The sequence below is a fragment of the Aquitalea aquatica genome (assembly GCF_013911085.1).
GTDB classification, from domain to species: domain Bacteria; phylum Pseudomonadota; class Gammaproteobacteria; order Burkholderiales; family Chromobacteriaceae; genus Aquitalea; species Aquitalea aquatica.
The window spans coordinates 29,471-46,056 of record NZ_JACERN010000040.1 but is presented as its reverse complement, the minus strand read 5'-3'; the positions used below and the strand labels follow the sequence as shown (position 1 = coordinate 46,056).

The following is a 16,586-nucleotide window of genomic DNA, read 5'->3' as shown; positions in this document are numbered from 1 at the left end:
GGCGGCTGACACAAGGCCGGGTATCTGCCCGGCTGGCTGTTGGCCGCTTTTATACCGACAGGATGGAAATCATGGCCAAAGCCAGAAAAGGTTTCTCCCGCTCCGACCGCATTGCTGAGCAGATTCAGCGCGAGTTGGCCGAACTGGTCCGCACCGGTCTGAAAGACCCGCGCGTGGGCTGGATCACCATTACCGCCGTGCAGGTGACGCGTGACTACTCGCACGCCAAGGTGTTCTACACCGTGATGGACGAAAAGACCCGTGAAGTCAGCCAGGAAGCGCTTGATCACTCCGCCGGTTTCCTGCGCTCCGAGCTGGGTCGCAGCATCAAGATGTTCACCACGCCACAGCTGCACTTTGTCTATGACGAGTCGGTATCGCGCGGCATGCACATGACCAGCCTGATCAATCAGGTGGCGCGTGAAGACGCTGAAAAATTCAGCGCTGGTGAAGGCGAGGGCGCAGCGGCCGCGCAAGAGCAGGAAGGTAGCGAGGAATGAGCAAGCCGCGCAGCAACCGCCGCCAGATCGATGGCGTGCTGCTGATCGACAAGCCCTATGATATTTCCAGCAATAACGCGTTGCAAAAGGCGCGTTGGTTGCTGAACGCTGCCAAGGCAGGCCATACCGGCGTGCTGGATCCGCTGGCCACCGGCCTGTTGCCGATGTGTCTGGGGGAGGCCACCAAGTTCTCCTCTTACCTGCTGGATGCCGACAAGGGCTACCGTGCCACGGTGCGCTTTGGTGTGGCGACTACCACCGGTGACATCGAAGGCGATGTCATTCGGGAATGTCCGATTGCATTTGATGAGGCAGGCCTGTTGCAGGTGATGCAGCAGTTCGTCGGCGAGATCAGCCAGGTGCCGCCAATGTATTCGGCGCTCAAGCACCAGGGCAAACCGCTGTATGAATATGCTCGCGAAGGCATTGAAATCCATCGCGAGCCACGCCGCATCACCATTCACTCGCTCAAGCTGATCAGCTTTGATGGTGTGGAAGCAGTAATCGACGTGCTGTGCAGCAAGGGCACTTATATCCGTACTCTGGCCGAGGACATTGCCATTGCGCTGGATTGCGCCGCCCATCTGACCGGCCTGCGCCGTACGACTACTGGTGGCTTTCAATTGTCCGAGGCGCACACGCTGGCGGCCGTCGAGGCGCTGGACATGGCCGGGCGCGAGGCTTTGCTGTTGCCGGCCGATGTGTTGGTGCAACATTTTCCCGCCACCACGCTGGATGAAGCCATGGCCGGGCGTTTTATTCATGGGCAGGCCGTGCGTTTTGCCGGCAACTGTGAGAAAATGACGCGCTTCCGGGTTTACAGCGATGCAAACGCGGAGTTTCTTGGTCTGGCCGAGGTGCGTGATGATGACATGCTGCACCCGATCAGACTGCTGGCTGTCAAGCAGGCAGCCTGCTAGCGAAGTGTGGATGGGTTGGGCAACCGGCTCGCTGCACTTGTCGGATCGCAAGATCCTTACCTGATTTGGAGTTACCCAAAATGGCAATGACCGCCACCCAAAAAGCAGAAATCGTTAAAAACTTCCAACACAAGGAAGGCGATACTGGTTCGTCCGAAGTGCAAATCGCACTGCTGACCGCTCGTATCAACGATCTGACCCCGCACTTCAAGGCCAACACCAAGGATCACCACAGCCGTCGTGGTCTGTTGAAAATGGTTAGCCGTCGTCGTCGTCTGCTTGACTACCTCAAGCGCACCGATGCTGACAGCTACCGCGCCGTGATTGCCCGTCTGGGTCTGCGCAAGTAATTGGTTCAGGTTTGAAAAAGTCGCAGCAAGTCTGCGACTTTTTCACGCTGGCCTTCAAGCACGCTGTATTACTGTGACAACGGGGGGAGCCTCTAGAAATTTTGATCGCGGTCGGTCTGAATTTTTAGGGGTTCCCGTTGTGTTTTCAGCTTGAAAAAACATATTTTGACTAAGGGATGCCCTGTGTTCAATAAAATTACCAAATCGTTTCAGTATGGTAACCAGACCGTTACCCTGGAAACTGGCGAAGTAGCGCGTCAGGCTTCCGGCTCCGTTATTGTATCCGTTGATGAAACCGTGGTTCTGGTGGCCGTTGTTGGCGGCAAAAATATCAAGCCGGGCCAGGACTTCTTCCCGCTGACCGTGGACTACCTGGAGCGTACCTACGCTGCCGGTAAAATTCCGGGTGGCTTCTTCAAGCGCGAAGGCAAGCAGTCCGAGAAGGAAGTGCTGACCAGCCGCCTGATCGACCGTCCGATCCGCCCGCTGTTCCCGGAAGGCTTCTATCACGACGTACAGATCGTGGCCACCGTACTGTCGCTGAATCCGGAAGTGGATTCCGACATCCCGGCCATGATTGGTGCTTCTGCTGCACTGGCCATCTCCGGCCTGCCGTTTGCCGGCCCGATCGGCGCTGCCCGCGTGGGCTACGCCAATGGCGAATACATCCTGAACCCGACCAAGACCGAACTGGCGACTTCCGCCATGGATCTGGTGGTGGCCGGTACCGAACGTGCCGTGCTGATGGTGGAATCTGAAGCCAAGGAACTGTCCGAAGCCGTGATGCTGGGTGCTGTAGTGTTCGGTCACGAACAAATGCAGTCCGCCATCAAGGCCATCAACGAACTGGCTGACGAAGTCAACCCGGTGATGTTTGACTGGGCTGCTCCGGTACAAAACGAAGAGCTGATCGCCCAGGTACGTGGCATTGCCGGTGCCAAGCTGGCTGATGCCTTCCGCCTGCGTCAGAAGCAAGCCCGTACCGTGGCCATCAACGAAGCCTGGAGCGACGTGAAGGCTGCGCTGATCAATGAAGAAACCGACACCCTGAAGGCTAACGAGATCAAGGGCATCTTCAAGGGTCTGGAAGCGGAAATCGTACGTGGCCAGATTCTGGCTGGCGAAGCGCGTATTGACGGTCGCGACACCCGTACCGTGCGCCCGATCAGCATCCGCAGCAACGTGCTGCCGCGTACCCATGGTTCCGCCCTGTTTACCCGTGGCGAAACCCAGGGTCTGGTGGTTACCACGCTGGGTACCAAGCAGGATGAGCAAATCATCGACGCGCTGGCCGGTGAGTACACCGAGCGCTTCATGCTGCATTACAACTTCCCGCCGTACTCCACCGGTGAAGCCGGCCGCATGGGCCCGCCGAAGCGTCGTGAAATCGGCCACGGCCGTCTGGCCAAGCGCGCGCTGATCGCCGTTCTGCCGCCGGAAACCGAATTCGGTTACTCCATGCGCGTGGTATCGGAAATCACCGAGTCCAACGGTTCGTCCTCCATGGCTTCGGTATGTGGCGGCTGCCTGTCGCTGCTGTCCGCCGGTGTGCCGCTGAAGGCGCACGTGGCTGGTATCGCCATGGGTCTGATCCTGGAAGGCAACCGCTTCGCCGTGCTGACCGACATCCTGGGTGATGAAGATCACCTGGGCGACATGGACTTCAAGGTGGCTGGTACTGCCGAAGGCATCACCGCACTGCAGATGGACATCAAGATCCAAGGCATCACCAAGGAAATCATGCAGGTTGCCCTGGCGCAAGCCAAGGAAGGCCGCGAGCATATCCTGGGTCTGATGAAGGAAGCCGTGGATGGCCCGCAAGAGCTGTCCGCCCACGCTCCGCGTCTGTACGTGATGAAGATCAATCCGGAGAAAATCCGTGAAGTGATTGGTAAGGGTGGCGAAACCATCCGCTCCATCACCAAGGATACCGGTACCGAGATCAACATCGATGAAGATGGCACCATCACCATCGCTTCCATCTCCGGCGAAGGTGCCGAAGCTGCCAAGAAGCGCATCGAGGAAATTACCGTTGAAGTCGAAGTAGGCAAGATCTACGAAGGCACCGTGGTGAAGATTCTCGACAACAACGTCGGCGCCATCGTATCCATTCTGCCGGGCAAGGATGGTCTGGTTCACATCTCGCAGATCGCCAACGAACGTATCAAGAATGTGTCCGACTACCTGAAGGAAGGCCAGATCGTTAAGGTCAAGGCCATCGAAATGGATGATCGCGGCCGTATCCGCCTGTCGATCAAGGCCCTGCTGGAAGACGAATCCAAGGTAGCGCGCGAAACCGCCGACTCCTTCGGTCTGAAGACCCAGCAGTAATTCCGCTTTGCCGGAAACAAGAAAGCCCGCAGCGATGCGGGCTTTTTTACGCCTGTACCGTACCGGCATGTGATTTTTGCTGCTTGTGTAGCGGCGGTCATGACGGGAGGAGGTGGCTGGCAAGCTGTTGTTGCATGTCGCCATTGCAGCAGTGTGGGTCAGCGAAATTGACTTATCGGACCGGAATTCGGGGTCTGTGGCGGTGGAATGTGCTACAAGTAATTGAAAATGATGGAGATTGTTCTTGTTGGTCTGCTTTGAGATAGGTCAAGTAATTTTATAAGCTGATGTCGCAAACCGGATATGGGTTGGCTTGGTGATTCGATTAGAATCATTTCAAGCGTATTAAATCATAACAATGCCGTTTTCTGCCCAGCACCACAGGCAGAAGCGGAGGACTCTGCAGGAAGGGAACTATCAAGATGAGCAATTCGATCACCCGCGCTGATTTCGACCAGGTCATGGTACCCAACTACGGCCCGGCGGCTTTTATTCCGGTCAAGGGCCTGGGCTCCCGCGTCTGGGATCAGGATGGTCGCGAATTCATCGATCTGGCCGGCGGTATCGCCGTGAATTCGCTGGGCCATTGCCACCCTGAGCTGGTGGCTGCGCTGACCGAACAGGCCGGCAAGCTGTGGCATGTGTCCAATGTGTTCACCAACGAGCCGGTACTGAAACTGGCGCATGCGTTGACATCTGCTACCTTTGCCGACCGCGCCTTCTTCTGCAACTCCGGTGCCGAAGCCAATGAAGCCTGCTTCAAGCTGGCCCGCAAATACGCCGCCGATCATTTCGGCCCGGAAAAGAATGAAATCATTTCCTGCAAGAACTCCTTCCACGGCCGTACCCTGTTCACGGTAAGCGTGGGTGGCCAGCCCAAGTACACCGAGGGCTTTGCCCCGGTACCGGCCGGCATCAACCACTTCGAATTCAATAATATCGATTCGCTCAAGGCTGCCATCAACGACAAGACCTGCGCCGTGGTCATCGAACCGGTACAGGGCGAGGGCGGCGTATTGCCGGCCGATAAGGCTTTCCTGCAAGCCGCGCGCGAGCTGTGCGACCAGCACAATGCCCTGTTGATTTTTGATGAAGTGCAAACCGGCGTCGGCCGTAGCGGCTCGCTGTATGCCTATCAGGAGTACGGTGTGACCCCGGACATTCTGTCCAGCGCCAAGTCGCTGGGTGGTGGTTTCCCGGTGGGTGCCATGCTGACTACCGATAAAATTGCCAAGAGCTTCTCCGTGGGCACCCACGGTACGACTTATGGCGGCAACCCGCTGGCTGCTGCCGTAGCGCTCAAGGTCATCGAAATCGTCAATACCCCGCAAGTGCTGGACGGCGTACGTGCCAAGAGCCAGCGTCTGCGCGATGGCCTGAATGCCATCAATGCCAAGTATCAGGTATTCAAGGAAGTACGTGGCCTGGGCCTGCTGCTGGGCTGCGTGCTGACGGATGAATATGCCGGCCGTGCCAAGGATTTTGTCAACGCCGCCAGCAAGCATCAGCTGCTGTTGCTGGTTGCCGGTTTGAATGTTGTGCGTCTGGCACCGTCGCTGGTGGTGGAAGAGCGCGATATCGATGAAGCCCTGCAGCGCTTTGATGCTGCCGTGGCTGAACTCGTCGCCGCCAAGTAAGCCCGTTTTCCCCAGCAAAAGACACCGCAGCCCGGGTTTTCCGGGGCTGCGGGTACGGCTGCGCCCGTGATACGGCGTAGCGGCTTTCCCCCAGAGGGAGGTTCCCATGTTTATCGTGCGCCCCGTCCGCACTGCCGATCTGCCGGCCATCGAGCGTCTGGCTGTTGCCAGCGGCATCGGTGTGACCAGCTTGCCCAATAACCGGGACAAGCTGTTCGAACGCATCCAGAAGTCCGCGTCGTCCTTCGAGTTTGAAGCTACCGCCGAAACCGGCAGCGAATACTATATGTTTGTGCTGGAGTCGGCCGGCGAAGTGGTTGGCACCGCCTCAATCAGCGCCTGTGCCGGCTTTGACGAGCCTTTCTATAGCTACCGTAGCGAAACCTTTGTGCATGCCTCGCGCACGCTCAAGGTGAACAACCGTGTGCATGTGCTGAACATCTGTCACGACCTTACCGGCATGGTGCAGCTATGCGGGTTTTATGCCGATGCTGCACTGGAGCCCATCGCGGCCGAACTGCTGTCGCGTGCTCGCCTGTTGTTTGTTGCCACGGCGCGTGCGCGCTTTGGCCGCCGCATCATTGCCGAGATGCAGGGCATTCACGACGATGCCGGTCAGTCGCCGTTCTGGAATGCCATTGGCCGCCGCTTCTTTAATATGGATTTCCTGCAGGTGGAGCAGGCCTTTGTTGGCCACAGCAAGACTTTTATTGCCGAGCTGATGCCCAGCTACCCGATCTATGTTCCCTTGCTGCCGGATGACGCTCAAAACGCCATCGGTCAGATTCATGCCAATTTCGAGCGCCCCTGTCAGTTGCTGAGCACCGAAGGTTTCGAGGCGGACAACTACATCGATATCTTTGATGGCGGCGCGGTGCTGACTGCCGAGCTGGATCGCCTGCAAACGCTGGAGCGCAATCGCTGCTATCCGGTAGAGGTGGCGGCCAGCCTGCCGGCCCAGGCCAGCGTGCATCTGGTATGCAATCAACAGGTAGGCGACTTTGCCGCCGCAGCCATACGGGTGGCGGTGGTCGATGGCGTGGCCTTTATCAACCCCGATGCGGCCCAGGCCCTGGGTGTGAGCAGTGGTGACACTGTGCGCGTCGTCGGTTTGCAGCAAGGCGGAGGAGAAACCGCATGATGATTATCCGTCCCATCGCCCATGGCGATCTGGCTGGTCTGATGAATCTGGCACGCAGTGCCGGTGTCGGCCTGACTTCGCTGCCGGTGAATGAAGAGCGGCTGTCGCGCCGCATCAGCCGTTCGGTGTTGTCCTTTGCTGGCGAGCTGGATCGTGCCGACCAAGGCTATGTATTTGTGCTGGAAGATAGCGAAACAGGGCAAGTCGGGGGTATTTGCGCGCTGGAAGCCGCTGTTGGCCTGAAAGAGCCCTGGTACAACTACCGCGTGGGCACCATTGTGCATGCCTCGGACGAGCTGGGGGTGTATTCGCGCCACGAAACCCTGTTCCTGTCCAACGACCACACCGGTTACTCCGAGCTGTGCACCTTGTTCCTGCACCCTGATTTCCGTGCCAACCGTAATGGCGGCTTGCTGTCCAAGAGCCGCTTCCTGTTTCTGGCGCAATTCCCGCAGCTATTCGGCAAGACCGTGGTGGCAGAGATGCGCGGGGTATCCGATGCCGATGGCCGTTCGCCCTTCTGGGAAGGGCTGGGCCGGCACTTCTTCTCCATCGATTTTGCCGAAGCGGATTACCTGACCGGCGTTGGCCAGAAAGCCTTTGTTGCCGAGCTGATGCCCAAGCATCCGGTGTATGTGGATTTTCTGCCGGCCGATGCCCAGGCGGTGATTGGCAAAACCCACGACAACACGCGCCCGGCGGTGGCCATGCTGGAGTCGGAAGGTTTCCGCTACGAAGGCTATGTCGACATTTTCGATGCCGGCCCTACCGTGCAGGCTTATACCAGTGAAATCCGCGCGGTGAAGGAAAGCCGCACCCTGGCGGTGAAACTGGCAGACCCGCTGCCGGCAGGCGAGCGTTGTCATTATCTGGTGTCGAATGAATCGCTGACCGGTTTCCGGGTGATTCTGGCCGAAGCCCCGGCACCCACCCATGAGTTCTTTCTGACACCGGATCAGGCGCAGGCCCTGAACGTGCAGGAAGGCGAGCATGTGCGCGTCGTAGCGCTGTCGCCCAAGGAGAATGTATGAGCACCCTGTTTATCAATGGCCAATGGCTGGCCGGCGCGGGCGCGGCCCTGAGCAAGACCAATCCGGCTACGGCTGAAATCATCTGGCAAGGGCAGGGGGCGGACGCAGCACAAGTAGATGCTGCCGTTACCCATGCGCGTCAGGCATTCAAGTCCTGGGCACGTACCTCGCTGGACGAGCGCATTGCCATCGCCCGCCGTTTTGGCGAACTGCTGACTGCCAACAAGGATGCCCTGGCCACCATCATCGCCAAGGAAACCGGCAAGCCGCTGTGGGAAGCGCTGACCGAAGTCACCACCATGGTCAACAAGGTGGAGATCTCGGTGAAGTCCTATAACGAGCGTACCGGCGAGCGCGCCGCGACCATGGGCGATGCCCAGGCGGTGCTGCGCCACAAGCCGCATGGCGTGGTGGCGGTGTTTGGCCCGTACAACTTCCCCGGCCATTTGCCTAATGGTCATATCGTGCCGGCGCTGCTGGCCGGTAACTGCGTGCTGTTCAAACCTTCGGAACTGACGCCGTGGACCGCGCAGGAAACCGTGCGGCTGTGGGCCGAGGCGGGCTTGCCGAGCGGCGTGATTGCCCTGCTGCAAGGTGCTCGCGAAACCGGTATCGCCCTGGCAGGCCACAAGGGTATCGACGGCCTGTTCTTTACCGGTAGCTCAGCTACTGGCGAGTTGCTGCACCGTAATTTTGGCGGTCAGCCGGACAAGATCGTGGCGCTGGAAATGGGCGGCAACAATCCGCTGATCGTGGAAGACGTGGCCGATGTCGATGCCGCTGTGCACCACATCATCCAGTCGGCTTTTGTCTCGGCCGGCCAGCGCTGTACCTGCGCTCGCCGTCTGCTGGTGCCGCAAGGCACGTGGGGCGATGCGCTGCTGGCACGGCTGGTGGAAGTCACCGCCAAGCTCAAGGTGGGCAAGTACGACGAACAACCGGCCCCGTTCATGGGCGCGGTGATTTCCAATGCCGCAGCCGAAGCACTGCTCAAGGCCCAGGCCTGGTTGCTGGACTGCGGTGGCAAGAGCCTGCTGGAAATGCGTCGCCTGACACCGGATGCCGCCATCCTGTCGCCTGGCATCATCGACAGCACGGCAGTAGCCCGCCCGGACGAAGAGTTCTTCGGCCCCTTGCTGCAAGTGATCCGCTATGCCGATTTTGATGAAGCCATCGCCATTGCCAATGACACCCGTTTTGGCCTGGCCGGTGGAGTGCTGTCGGACAGCCGTGCGCTGTATGAGCGCTATCTGCTGGAAAGCCGTGCCGGTGTAGTCAACTGGAACAAGCCCCTGACCGGGGCCTCCAGTGCCGCGCCGTTCGGTGGTATCGGAGCTTCTGGTAATCATCGTCCCAGCGCCTATTACGCCGCTGATTATTGTGCCTACCCGGTGGCTTCGCTGGAATGTGACAGCCTGACCGTGCCTGCTCAACTTTCTCCGGGGATTACACTGTGAACGCCTATGAAGTGAATTTTGACGGCCTGGTTGGCCCGACCCACAATTACAGCGGCCTGTCCTTTGGTAATGTAGCCTCCACCAGCAATACCAAGGCGCTCGCCAACCCCCGGCTGGCGGCCAAGCAAGGCCTGGCCAAGATGAAGGCGCTGCACGACCTGGGCTTCAAACAGGGCGTACTGGCTCCGCACGAGCGCCCGGATGTGGCCAGCCTGCGCCGGTTGGGTTTTTCCGGTACGGATGGCGAAGTGGTGGCCCGCGCCGCCAAGGAAGCACCGGCCATTCTGGCGGCAGCCTCGTCCGCGTCCTGCATGTGGACAGCCAATGCGGCTACGGTCAGCCCTTCTGGCGATACGGCAGACCGGCGGGTGCACTTTACTCCGGCTAATCTGAACAACAAATTCCACCGCTCCATCGAGCATCCGACCACCCGTCGCCTGCTGCAAGCGATGTTTGCTGACGAGCAGCGCTTCATGGTGCATGAGGCGCTGCCGGCGCAAATGCACTTTGGTGATGAGGGCGCGGCCAATCATACCCGCTTCTGTGCGGAATACGATGGTGCCGGGGTCGAGTTCTTCGTGTTCGGTGCGGCAGCCTTTGATGGCCGCTATCCGGCACCGCAGCGCTTTCCCGCCCGCCAGACGCTGGAAGCCTGCCAGGCGGTGGCCCGGCTGCACGGCCTGTCCGAATCGGGTGTGGTGTATGCCCAGCAAGATCCAGCCACCATCGATGCTGGCGTCTTCCATAACGATGTGATCTCGGTGGGCAACCGCAATGTGCTGTTCCACCACGAGAAGTCTTTCCTCGACCAGCCGCGGGTGTTGGAAGAGCTATCACGCAAGCTGGCGGCAGTCGGTGGTCATTTCGTTTCGGTTGAGGTGCCGGATGCTGAAGTGAGCGTGGCCGAGGCGGTAAAAAGCTATCTCTTCAACAGCCAACTGCTGTCCAAGTCAGATGGCAGCATGATCATCGTGGTGCCGGAAGAGTGCCGCAATGTCGAACGCGTGTGGAGCTATCTGCACAAAATGATAGGTAGCGGCGGCCCGATCAATGAAATCCGTGTCTTCGACCTGAAACAGTCGATGCAGAATGGCGGCGGCCCGGCTTGCCTGCGCTTGCGCGTGGCCTTGTCGAGCAGCGAGATTGCTGCCGTCAATCAGGGCGTAATGATGAGCGAGCAGTTGTTCCTGACCTTGAATGGCTGGGTAGAGCGGCATTATCGCGACCGCCTGGGCGGGGATGATCTGGCCGATCCGTCCTTGCTGAACGAGTGCCGTGGTGCGCTGGACGAACTGACGCAGATTCTGCATCTGGGTTCGGTCTATCCCTTCCAGCAAGTTTAGCTGGCGGGGTGGCAGGCTTATCGCCAGCTTACTGATGCATAAAGCCACCTGCGGGTGGCTTTATGCATGGTGGCGGCGAGTGCGGAGATGCGCGGTGGCTGCTAGCCAGCAGGCAGCAGCGGTGCATGCAGGATTCTTTTTTGGGGCGTCCACGATATTTCTGCCGCATTATGGGGCGGGGTAGGGCTTTTTCAGCGCAAAAATCTGGCCCGAGTTTTGCTCTAGGGGGACATGGAGTGGGTTTTATCGGGATTGATTCATCAGGATACGTGCGCAGCCATGAGAATTTTCTCGTCAGCTATGCCTTAGTGTAATGCTTTGGATTGTATCCCGAAGATTGTATACATTCGAATGGCTGCGAAAATTCTATGTTCACTTTGGAATGCGAATGAACATATCTTTTCGTAAACGAAAAATATCAAGGGGAAACATGTCAAAAATGTGAAAATGCATGCTTGGGCAGGTGTGACGCAGCGTAGCGAAGATATCCAATTTTATCTTGCTGCAGCGCAGCGTTATTGTCTGAAAAAACTCAATAAAATCAACAACATGCAAAGTTTTTAAATGATTTGCTTTTTAGCTGTTTTTTGCCGGTTTTTAAGATTGACAGTCGATTGAATCCACACGCATAATCCGTGCGGCTGTCAGACAGAAACCAGAAAAATGGTTCAATACGACAGGCTATACAACTACAGGTGGCATAAGAAGAGGGTAAGCCCTACAAGCTGCTGGGTCGTTTAATCAAAGGAGATCTCCCACGTGGACATTTTTATCCAACAGATCCTCAATGGTCTGGTACTTGGTAGTATCTATGCGCTGATCGCGCTGGGTTACACCATGGTGTACGGGATCATGGGGCTCATCAACTTCGCCCATGGCGAAGTCGTGATGTTTGGTGCCATGGTATGTATTACCGTTGTCTCTATGCTGACGCATTCCGGTGTAGACCTGCCGGGCTGGGCAATCGTACTGATCGGTACACTGGTCGCCATTCCGGCATGTGCCTTGCTGGGCTTCGTCATTGAGCGGGTGGCCTACCGTCCGCTGCGTGGCGCACAACGTCTGGCCCCGCTGATTACCGCAATCGGCCTGTCCATCACGCTGCAGCAGGTGGCCATCCTGATCTGGGGCCGCAACTACATTCCTTTCCCTGACCTTCTCAATTCCGACACCGTCAGTATCATGGGTGCCAGCATCACCAAGTTGCAGGTCATGATCGTGGTGCTGTGCGTGGTATTGATGGCGGGCTTGCTGGTGATGGTTGAAAAAACCAAGCTGGGCCGTGCCATGCGTGCCACCAGTCAGAATCCGACTGTGGCTGGCCTGATGGGTGTCAATGTCAACACCATCATCTCCGCCACCTTCATGCTGGGTTCTGGCCTGGGCGCGATTGCCGGTGTGATGGTAGCAACCAACTATTCGCAAGCTCACTACTATATGGGCTTCATGATCGGCCTGAAGGCATTTACCGCTGCGGTGCTGGGTGGTATTGGTAACCTGGGTGGTGCGGTAGCTGGTGGCATTCTGCTGGGCATCATCGAAAGCCTGGGTGCTGGCTATATCGGTCAGCTGACCGGCGGCTTCCTGGGTTCCAACTACCAGGACATCTTTGCCTTCATGGTGCTGATTCTGGTGCTGATTTTCCGTCCGTCCGGCTTGCTGGGCGAAAAGATGGCTGACCGTGCCTGATCTGGGGGAGAAATAATATGACCAAGGCACTCGATTCCAAAAAACTCGGGCTGTTTATTGCCTGCGGTATTGCCCTGTGTGTCCTGCCGTTTGTGGTAGGTGGTGCACTGGGTAATTCCTGGGTACGTATCGTCGACTTTGCGCTGCTGTACGTGATGCTGGCACTGGGCCTTAATATCGTGGTGGGCTTTGCCGGTCTGCTCGACTTGGGCTTCATCGCCTTCTACGCAGTGGGTGCTTACACTTATGCACTGCTGAGTTCGCCGCACTTCGGCATTCACTGGCCGTTCTATGTCACCATTCCGTTGGGCGCGCTGTTTGCTGCCTTCTTCGGGGTTCTGCTCGGTACCCCGGTGCTGCGCCTGAAGGGTGACTATCTGGCCATCGTGACGCTGGGCTTTGGTGAAATCGTCCGTATTTTCATGAACAACCTGAATGCGCCGATCAATATCACCAACGGCCCGCAAGGTATCAACCTGATCGACCCCATCCATGTGGCGGGTGTCGATCTGGGTACCCCGATCAGCCTGTTCGGCCTGAATCTGCCGCCGGTTTACCTGTACTACTATCTGTTCCTGGCGCTGACCGTGCTGGTGGTGATCATGGCTTCCCGCCTGCAGCACTCCCGTATCGGCCGTGCCTGGGTGGCACTGCGTGAAGACCAGGTGGCGGCTTCCGCCATGGGTATCAACATTCGCAACATCAAGCTGCTGGCCTTTGCACTGGGCGCGCTGTCTGGTGGTGTAGCTGGTGGCCTGTTTTCTGCCTTTCAGGGTTTTGTCTCGCCGGAATCCTTCAGCTTGCTGGAGTCCATCATGATCCTGGCCATGATTGTTCTGGGCGGCATGGGTAATATCGCCGGTGTGATCCTGGGTGCTGTCGTGCTGACCATTGCGCCGGAAATCCTGCGTGATGTGATTGGCCCGCTGCAGATGAAGACCATGGGTCGCATGCTGATCGATCCGGAAAATGCCCGCATGCTGCTGTTCGGCATTGCCATGGTGGTGATGATGCTGGTTCGTCCGGAAGGCATGCTGCCGTCCAAACGCCGCAAGGCTGAGTTCAAGGACGCCAAAGACGCGGCGGCGCAGAAAGGTTAAGTCATGGCTGAAGTACTGCTGAAAATCGAAGGCATCAACAAGCGTTTTGGTGGCTTGCACGCGCTGAGCGGTGTCGGCCTCACCATCAACAAGGGTGAGATCTACGGCCTGATCGGTCCGAACGGCGCCGGCAAGACTACTCTGTTCAACGTACTGACCGGGTTGTATGTACCTGACGAAGGCTCCTTCACCTTCGATGGCAAGAACCTGTTCCAGGCCAAGCCGCATATCGTGGTGGAAGCCGGTATTGCCCGTACCTTCCAGAACATTCGCCTGTTTGCGGAAATGACTGCGCTGGAAAACGTGATGGTGGGTCGCCACATCCGTTCCAAGGCCGGTGCGCTGGGCGCGGTATTGCGAGATCGCCGTACCCGTGCCGAAGAACAGTCGATTGCCGACAAGGCTTGGGAACTGCTGGAGTATGTCGGCATTGCCGATGTGGCCAACGAGCGTGCCCGCAACCTGTCCTACGGCCACCAGCGCCGTCTGGAAATTGCCCGTGCGCTGGCTACCGAGCCCAAGCTGCTGGCACTGGACGAACCGGCTGCCGGTATGAACCCGCGCGAAACCGAGTCGCTCAAGGATCTGATGAGCAAGATTGCCAAGAGCGGCACCACGGTTTTGCTGATTGAACACGACGTCAAGCTCATGATGGGCCTGTGTGACCGTATCGCGGTGCTGGACTACGGCAAGAAAATTGCTGAAGGCATCCCGGAAGAAGTACGCAGAAACCCGAAAGTGATTGAGGCTTATTTGGGAGCGGCACACGCATGAGTCTCTTAGAAGTTAAAAACCTGCAAGTGGCCTACGGCGGCATTCAGGCTGTCAAAGGGATCGATTTCCATATTGACCAGGGCGAACTGGTGACCCTGATCGGTGCCAACGGTGCCGGCAAGACCACCACCCTGAAAACCCTGATCGGCATGGTCAAGCCTTCCGGTGGCAGCATCAGCTACGATGGCAAGCTCAACGGAACCATTCCCTCCTACGACTATGTGCGTCATGGCCTGGTGATGGTGCCGGAAGGTCGCGGCATTTTCAGCAAGCTGACGGTGGAAGAAAACCTGCAAATGGGTGCCTACTACCGCAATGATACCGCTGCCATCCAAAGCGAAATCGAACGCGTATACGAGCTGTTCCCGCGTCTGAAAGAGCGTTTCAAGCAGCTGGCCGGCACCCTGTCCGGCGGTGAGCAGCAAATGGTGGCCATGGGCCGTGCCATGCTGTCCAAGCCCAAGCTTTTGCTGCTGGACGAGCCGTCCATGGGTCTGGCACCGATCATCGTGGAAAAGATTTTCGAAATCATCCAGATGATTGCCAAGGAAGGTGTGACCATGCTGCTGGTAGAGCAGAACGCCAAACTGGCACTGGAAGTGTCCCAGCGCGGTTATGTGATGGAAAGCGGCCGTATCACCATGGGTGGCCCGGCGCGCGAACTGCTCGACGACGAACGCGTGCGTAACGCCTACCTCGGCGAGTAAGCAAACGAGTCTTCAATGACAGCAACGATTAGCCCCGAAGTACTGGTCCACCAGCTCTTCGGGGCCTTTTTATTGCCGCCGCTGCTATTCATCCTACCGCTACTGGCCGGCGCGCTGCTATTGCGCCCGCGCCCGGTCGTCGGCTGGCTGCTGCTGCTGGGCGGCCTGTTTCTGGCCTATGGCCTGTCCATCCCCCGCACGGCCATGTGGCTGAGTGCCGGGCTCGAACAGTATCCGCCGATCACACAGGCACAATTACAGCAGGCTCAGGCCATCGTGGTACTGGGGGGCGGCAAGAAGCCGGCACCCGAGTACGGCCGTAATGAACCTGCAGCCGACACCCTCAGCCGTCTGCGCTATGCCGCCTGGCTGGCCCGTCGCAGCCAGTTACCGCTGCTGGTGACCGGCGGTTCCCCGCTGGGCGGCGAGCCGGAAGGCGAGGTCATGGCACGTACCCTGCAGCAGGACTACGGCCTGCCGGTACGCTGGGTAGAGATGCAGTCCAACACCACGCTGGAAAATGCCCGCTTCAGTGCCCGCCTGCTGAAAAAGGATGGCATCGGGCGTATCGTGCTGGTGAGCCAGGGCTGGCATCTGCGCCGTGCCTTGCCATTTTTTACTGCCGAAGGCTTGCAAGTGTTACCCGCACCCACCGGCTTTGTCCGCTATGATGGCGGAGGACTAGCCTGGTATCTGCCTACCGGGCGGGCCATGCAGGAATGCCACTCTGCCTTGCGCGAGTGGCTGGGGATTTTTTTCTACAAGGCGCGCGGCTGGCTGCATGGCCTAGCGGATCAGCCCGCTGCGCAGCCCTGATTTGACGAGGTGAGTGCGTGAAAATCGGTGCCATCATCATTGGTGACGAACTGCTGTCCGGCAAGCGTCAGGACAAGCATCTGCAAGCCTTGATCCGTATTCTGGCGGCACGCGGCCTGAGCCTGGCATGGGCTGACTATGTCGGGGATGATCCGGCCCGCATCCGTGCCACGCTGGAGCGTGCTTTTGCCGGTGGCGATGTGGTGTTCAGCTTTGGCGGCATCGGGGCGACGCCAGACGATCACACCCGCGCTTGCGCGGCCCAGGCCTTGGGTCTGGAACTGGAGGTCCACCCGGAGGCGGGTGCGCTGATCGAGGCGCGCTTTGGTGCGGATGCCTATCCGCACCGCATCAATATGGCGAAGTTTCCGCAGGGCAGCCACATCATCCCTAACCCGGTGAACCAGATTGCCGGTTTCTCGCATGGCGATGTGCATTTCGTGCCGGGCTTCCCGGCCATGGCCTGGCCGATGATCGAATGGGTGCTGGATGAACAGTACCGTCATCTGTTCAATGACAGCCCGGACGTGGAAGCCGGGGTGATTGCGCTGAATGCGCGCGAGGGTGACCTGATTACCCTGATGCAGGATTTCAGCCAGCGCTATCCTGCCCTCAAGCTGTCCAGCCTGCCCAGTTTTGGCAATGACACCATCCCGCAGATGCATATCGACTTCGGCTTTACCGGCCAGCGCCAGCTGGTGGACATTGCTGTCACGGAATGGCGCAAGGCGTTGACGGCGGCGGGCTATACCTTGCAGGAACGCGTTTGAGCTGGTGAGCGACACCACTA

15 protein-coding genes are annotated in these 16,586 nt (G+C 58.4%); all 15 read left to right on the top strand.

The window, feature by feature from the left end:
• The first annotated feature begins 71 nt into the window (after positions 1-71).
• Positions 72-500 (top strand): 30S ribosome-binding factor RbfA, encoded by a 429-nt coding sequence (gene rbfA, locus H2Z84_RS17045; RefSeq protein ID WP_181837014.1) that lies wholly within the window; start codon positions 72-74, stop codon positions 498-500.
• A complete protein-coding gene (gene truB, locus H2Z84_RS17040) occupies positions 497-1,420 on the top strand; it encodes a tRNA pseudouridine(55) synthase TruB (protein ID WP_181837013.1) in 924 nt (307 codons plus the stop codon). The genes rbfA and truB overlap by 4 nt, the downstream gene beginning before the upstream one ends.
• An 80-nt stretch (positions 1,421-1,500) precedes the next feature.
• Positions 1,501-1,770, top strand: coding sequence for a 30S ribosomal protein S15 (rpsO, locus tag H2Z84_RS17035; RefSeq protein ID WP_103523461.1), 270 nt, complete (start codon positions 1,501-1,503; stop codon positions 1,768-1,770).
• Between the two features lie 183 nt (positions 1,771-1,953).
• Positions 1,954-4,101 carry a polyribonucleotide nucleotidyltransferase gene (pnp, locus tag H2Z84_RS17030; protein ID WP_181837012.1) on the top strand — a complete coding sequence of 716 codons (2,148 nt, stop codon included), beginning with the start codon at positions 1,954-1,956 and terminating at the stop codon, positions 4,099-4,101.
• Positions 4,102-4,523: 422 nt separating this feature from the next.
• Positions 4,524-5,738 (top strand): aspartate aminotransferase family protein, encoded by a 1,215-nt coding sequence (locus H2Z84_RS17025; protein ID WP_181837011.1) that lies wholly within the window; start codon positions 4,524-4,526, stop codon positions 5,736-5,738.
• Positions 5,739-5,844: 106 nt separating this feature from the next.
• A complete protein-coding gene (gene aruF / locus H2Z84_RS17020; protein WP_181837010.1) occupies positions 5,845-6,879 on the top strand; it encodes an arginine/ornithine succinyltransferase subunit alpha in 1,035 nt (344 codons plus the stop codon).
• A complete protein-coding gene (astA, locus tag H2Z84_RS17015) occupies positions 6,876-7,910 on the top strand; it encodes an arginine N-succinyltransferase (protein WP_103523465.1) in 1,035 nt (344 codons plus the stop codon). The genes aruF and astA overlap by 4 nt, the downstream gene beginning before the upstream one ends.
• A complete protein-coding gene (gene astD, locus H2Z84_RS17010; protein ID WP_181837009.1) occupies positions 7,907-9,367 on the top strand; it encodes a succinylglutamate-semialdehyde dehydrogenase in 1,461 nt (486 codons plus the stop codon). The genes astA and astD overlap by 4 nt, the downstream gene beginning before the upstream one ends.
• Positions 9,364-10,710 carry an N-succinylarginine dihydrolase gene (gene astB / locus H2Z84_RS17005; RefSeq protein ID WP_181837008.1) on the top strand — a complete coding sequence of 449 codons (1,347 nt, stop codon included), beginning with the start codon at positions 9,364-9,366 and terminating at the stop codon, positions 10,708-10,710. Before astD ends, astB begins: the two co-directional genes overlap by 4 nt.
• A gap of 759 nt (positions 10,711-11,469) precedes the next feature.
• Positions 11,470-12,399: a branched-chain amino acid ABC transporter permease gene (locus tag H2Z84_RS17000; RefSeq protein ID WP_181837007.1), complete on the top strand. Its 930-nt coding sequence runs from the start codon at positions 11,470-11,472 to the stop codon at positions 12,397-12,399.
• Positions 12,400-12,416: 17 nt separating this feature from the next.
• Positions 12,417-13,499 (top strand): ABC transporter permease subunit, encoded by a 1,083-nt coding sequence (locus H2Z84_RS16995; RefSeq protein ID WP_124643645.1) that lies wholly within the window; start codon positions 12,417-12,419, stop codon positions 13,497-13,499.
• A gap of 3 nt (positions 13,500-13,502) precedes the next feature.
• Positions 13,503-14,273: an ABC transporter ATP-binding protein gene (locus tag H2Z84_RS16990; protein WP_181837006.1), complete on the top strand. Its 771-nt coding sequence runs from the start codon at positions 13,503-13,505 to the stop codon at positions 14,271-14,273.
• On the top strand, positions 14,270-14,980 hold the full coding sequence (locus tag H2Z84_RS16985) for an ABC transporter ATP-binding protein (protein ID WP_181837005.1): 711 nt from the start codon (positions 14,270-14,272) through the stop codon (positions 14,978-14,980). The genes H2Z84_RS16990 and H2Z84_RS16985 overlap by 4 nt, the downstream gene beginning before the upstream one ends.
• A gap of 15 nt (positions 14,981-14,995) precedes the next feature.
• Complete coding sequence (locus tag H2Z84_RS16980) at positions 14,996-15,796, top strand: YdcF family protein (protein WP_181837004.1); 801 nt, start codon at positions 14,996-14,998, stop codon at positions 15,794-15,796.
• A gap of 17 nt (positions 15,797-15,813) precedes the next feature.
• Positions 15,814-16,566: a competence/damage-inducible protein A gene (locus H2Z84_RS16975; RefSeq protein ID WP_181837003.1), complete on the top strand. Its 753-nt coding sequence runs from the start codon at positions 15,814-15,816 to the stop codon at positions 16,564-16,566.
• Positions 16,567-16,586 lie beyond the last annotated feature (20 nt).

What these genes read in the sequence shown, in the direction of transcription:
- H2Z84_RS16985 (WP_181837005.1), top strand. Translation starts at nt 14,270, where the DNA reads ATGAGTCTCTTAGAAGTTAAAAACCTGCAAGTGGCCTACGGCGGCATT.
- rpsO (WP_103523461.1), top strand. Translation starts at nt 1,501, where the DNA reads ATGGCAATGACCGCCACCCAAAAAGCAGAAATCGTTAAAAACTTCCAA.
- H2Z84_RS17025 (WP_181837011.1), top strand. Translation starts at nt 4,524, where the DNA reads ATGAGCAATTCGATCACCCGCGCTGATTTCGACCAGGTCATGGTACCC.
- H2Z84_RS16990 (WP_181837006.1), top strand. Translation starts at nt 13,503, where the DNA reads ATGGCTGAAGTACTGCTGAAAATCGAAGGCATCAACAAGCGTTTTGGT.
- truB (WP_181837013.1), top strand. Translation starts at nt 497, where the DNA reads ATGAGCAAGCCGCGCAGCAACCGCCGCCAGATCGATGGCGTGCTGCTG.
- aruF (WP_181837010.1), top strand. Translation starts at nt 5,845, where the DNA reads ATGTTTATCGTGCGCCCCGTCCGCACTGCCGATCTGCCGGCCATCGAG.
- rbfA (WP_181837014.1), top strand. Translation starts at nt 72, where the DNA reads ATGGCCAAAGCCAGAAAAGGTTTCTCCCGCTCCGACCGCATTGCTGAG.
- astA (WP_103523465.1), top strand. Translation starts at nt 6,876, where the DNA reads ATGATGATTATCCGTCCCATCGCCCATGGCGATCTGGCTGGTCTGATG.
- H2Z84_RS16995 (WP_124643645.1), top strand. Translation starts at nt 12,417, where the DNA reads ATGACCAAGGCACTCGATTCCAAAAAACTCGGGCTGTTTATTGCCTGC.
- astD (WP_181837009.1), top strand. Translation starts at nt 7,907, where the DNA reads ATGAGCACCCTGTTTATCAATGGCCAATGGCTGGCCGGCGCGGGCGCG.
- H2Z84_RS16980 (WP_181837004.1), top strand. Translation starts at nt 14,996, where the DNA reads ATGACAGCAACGATTAGCCCCGAAGTACTGGTCCACCAGCTCTTCGGG.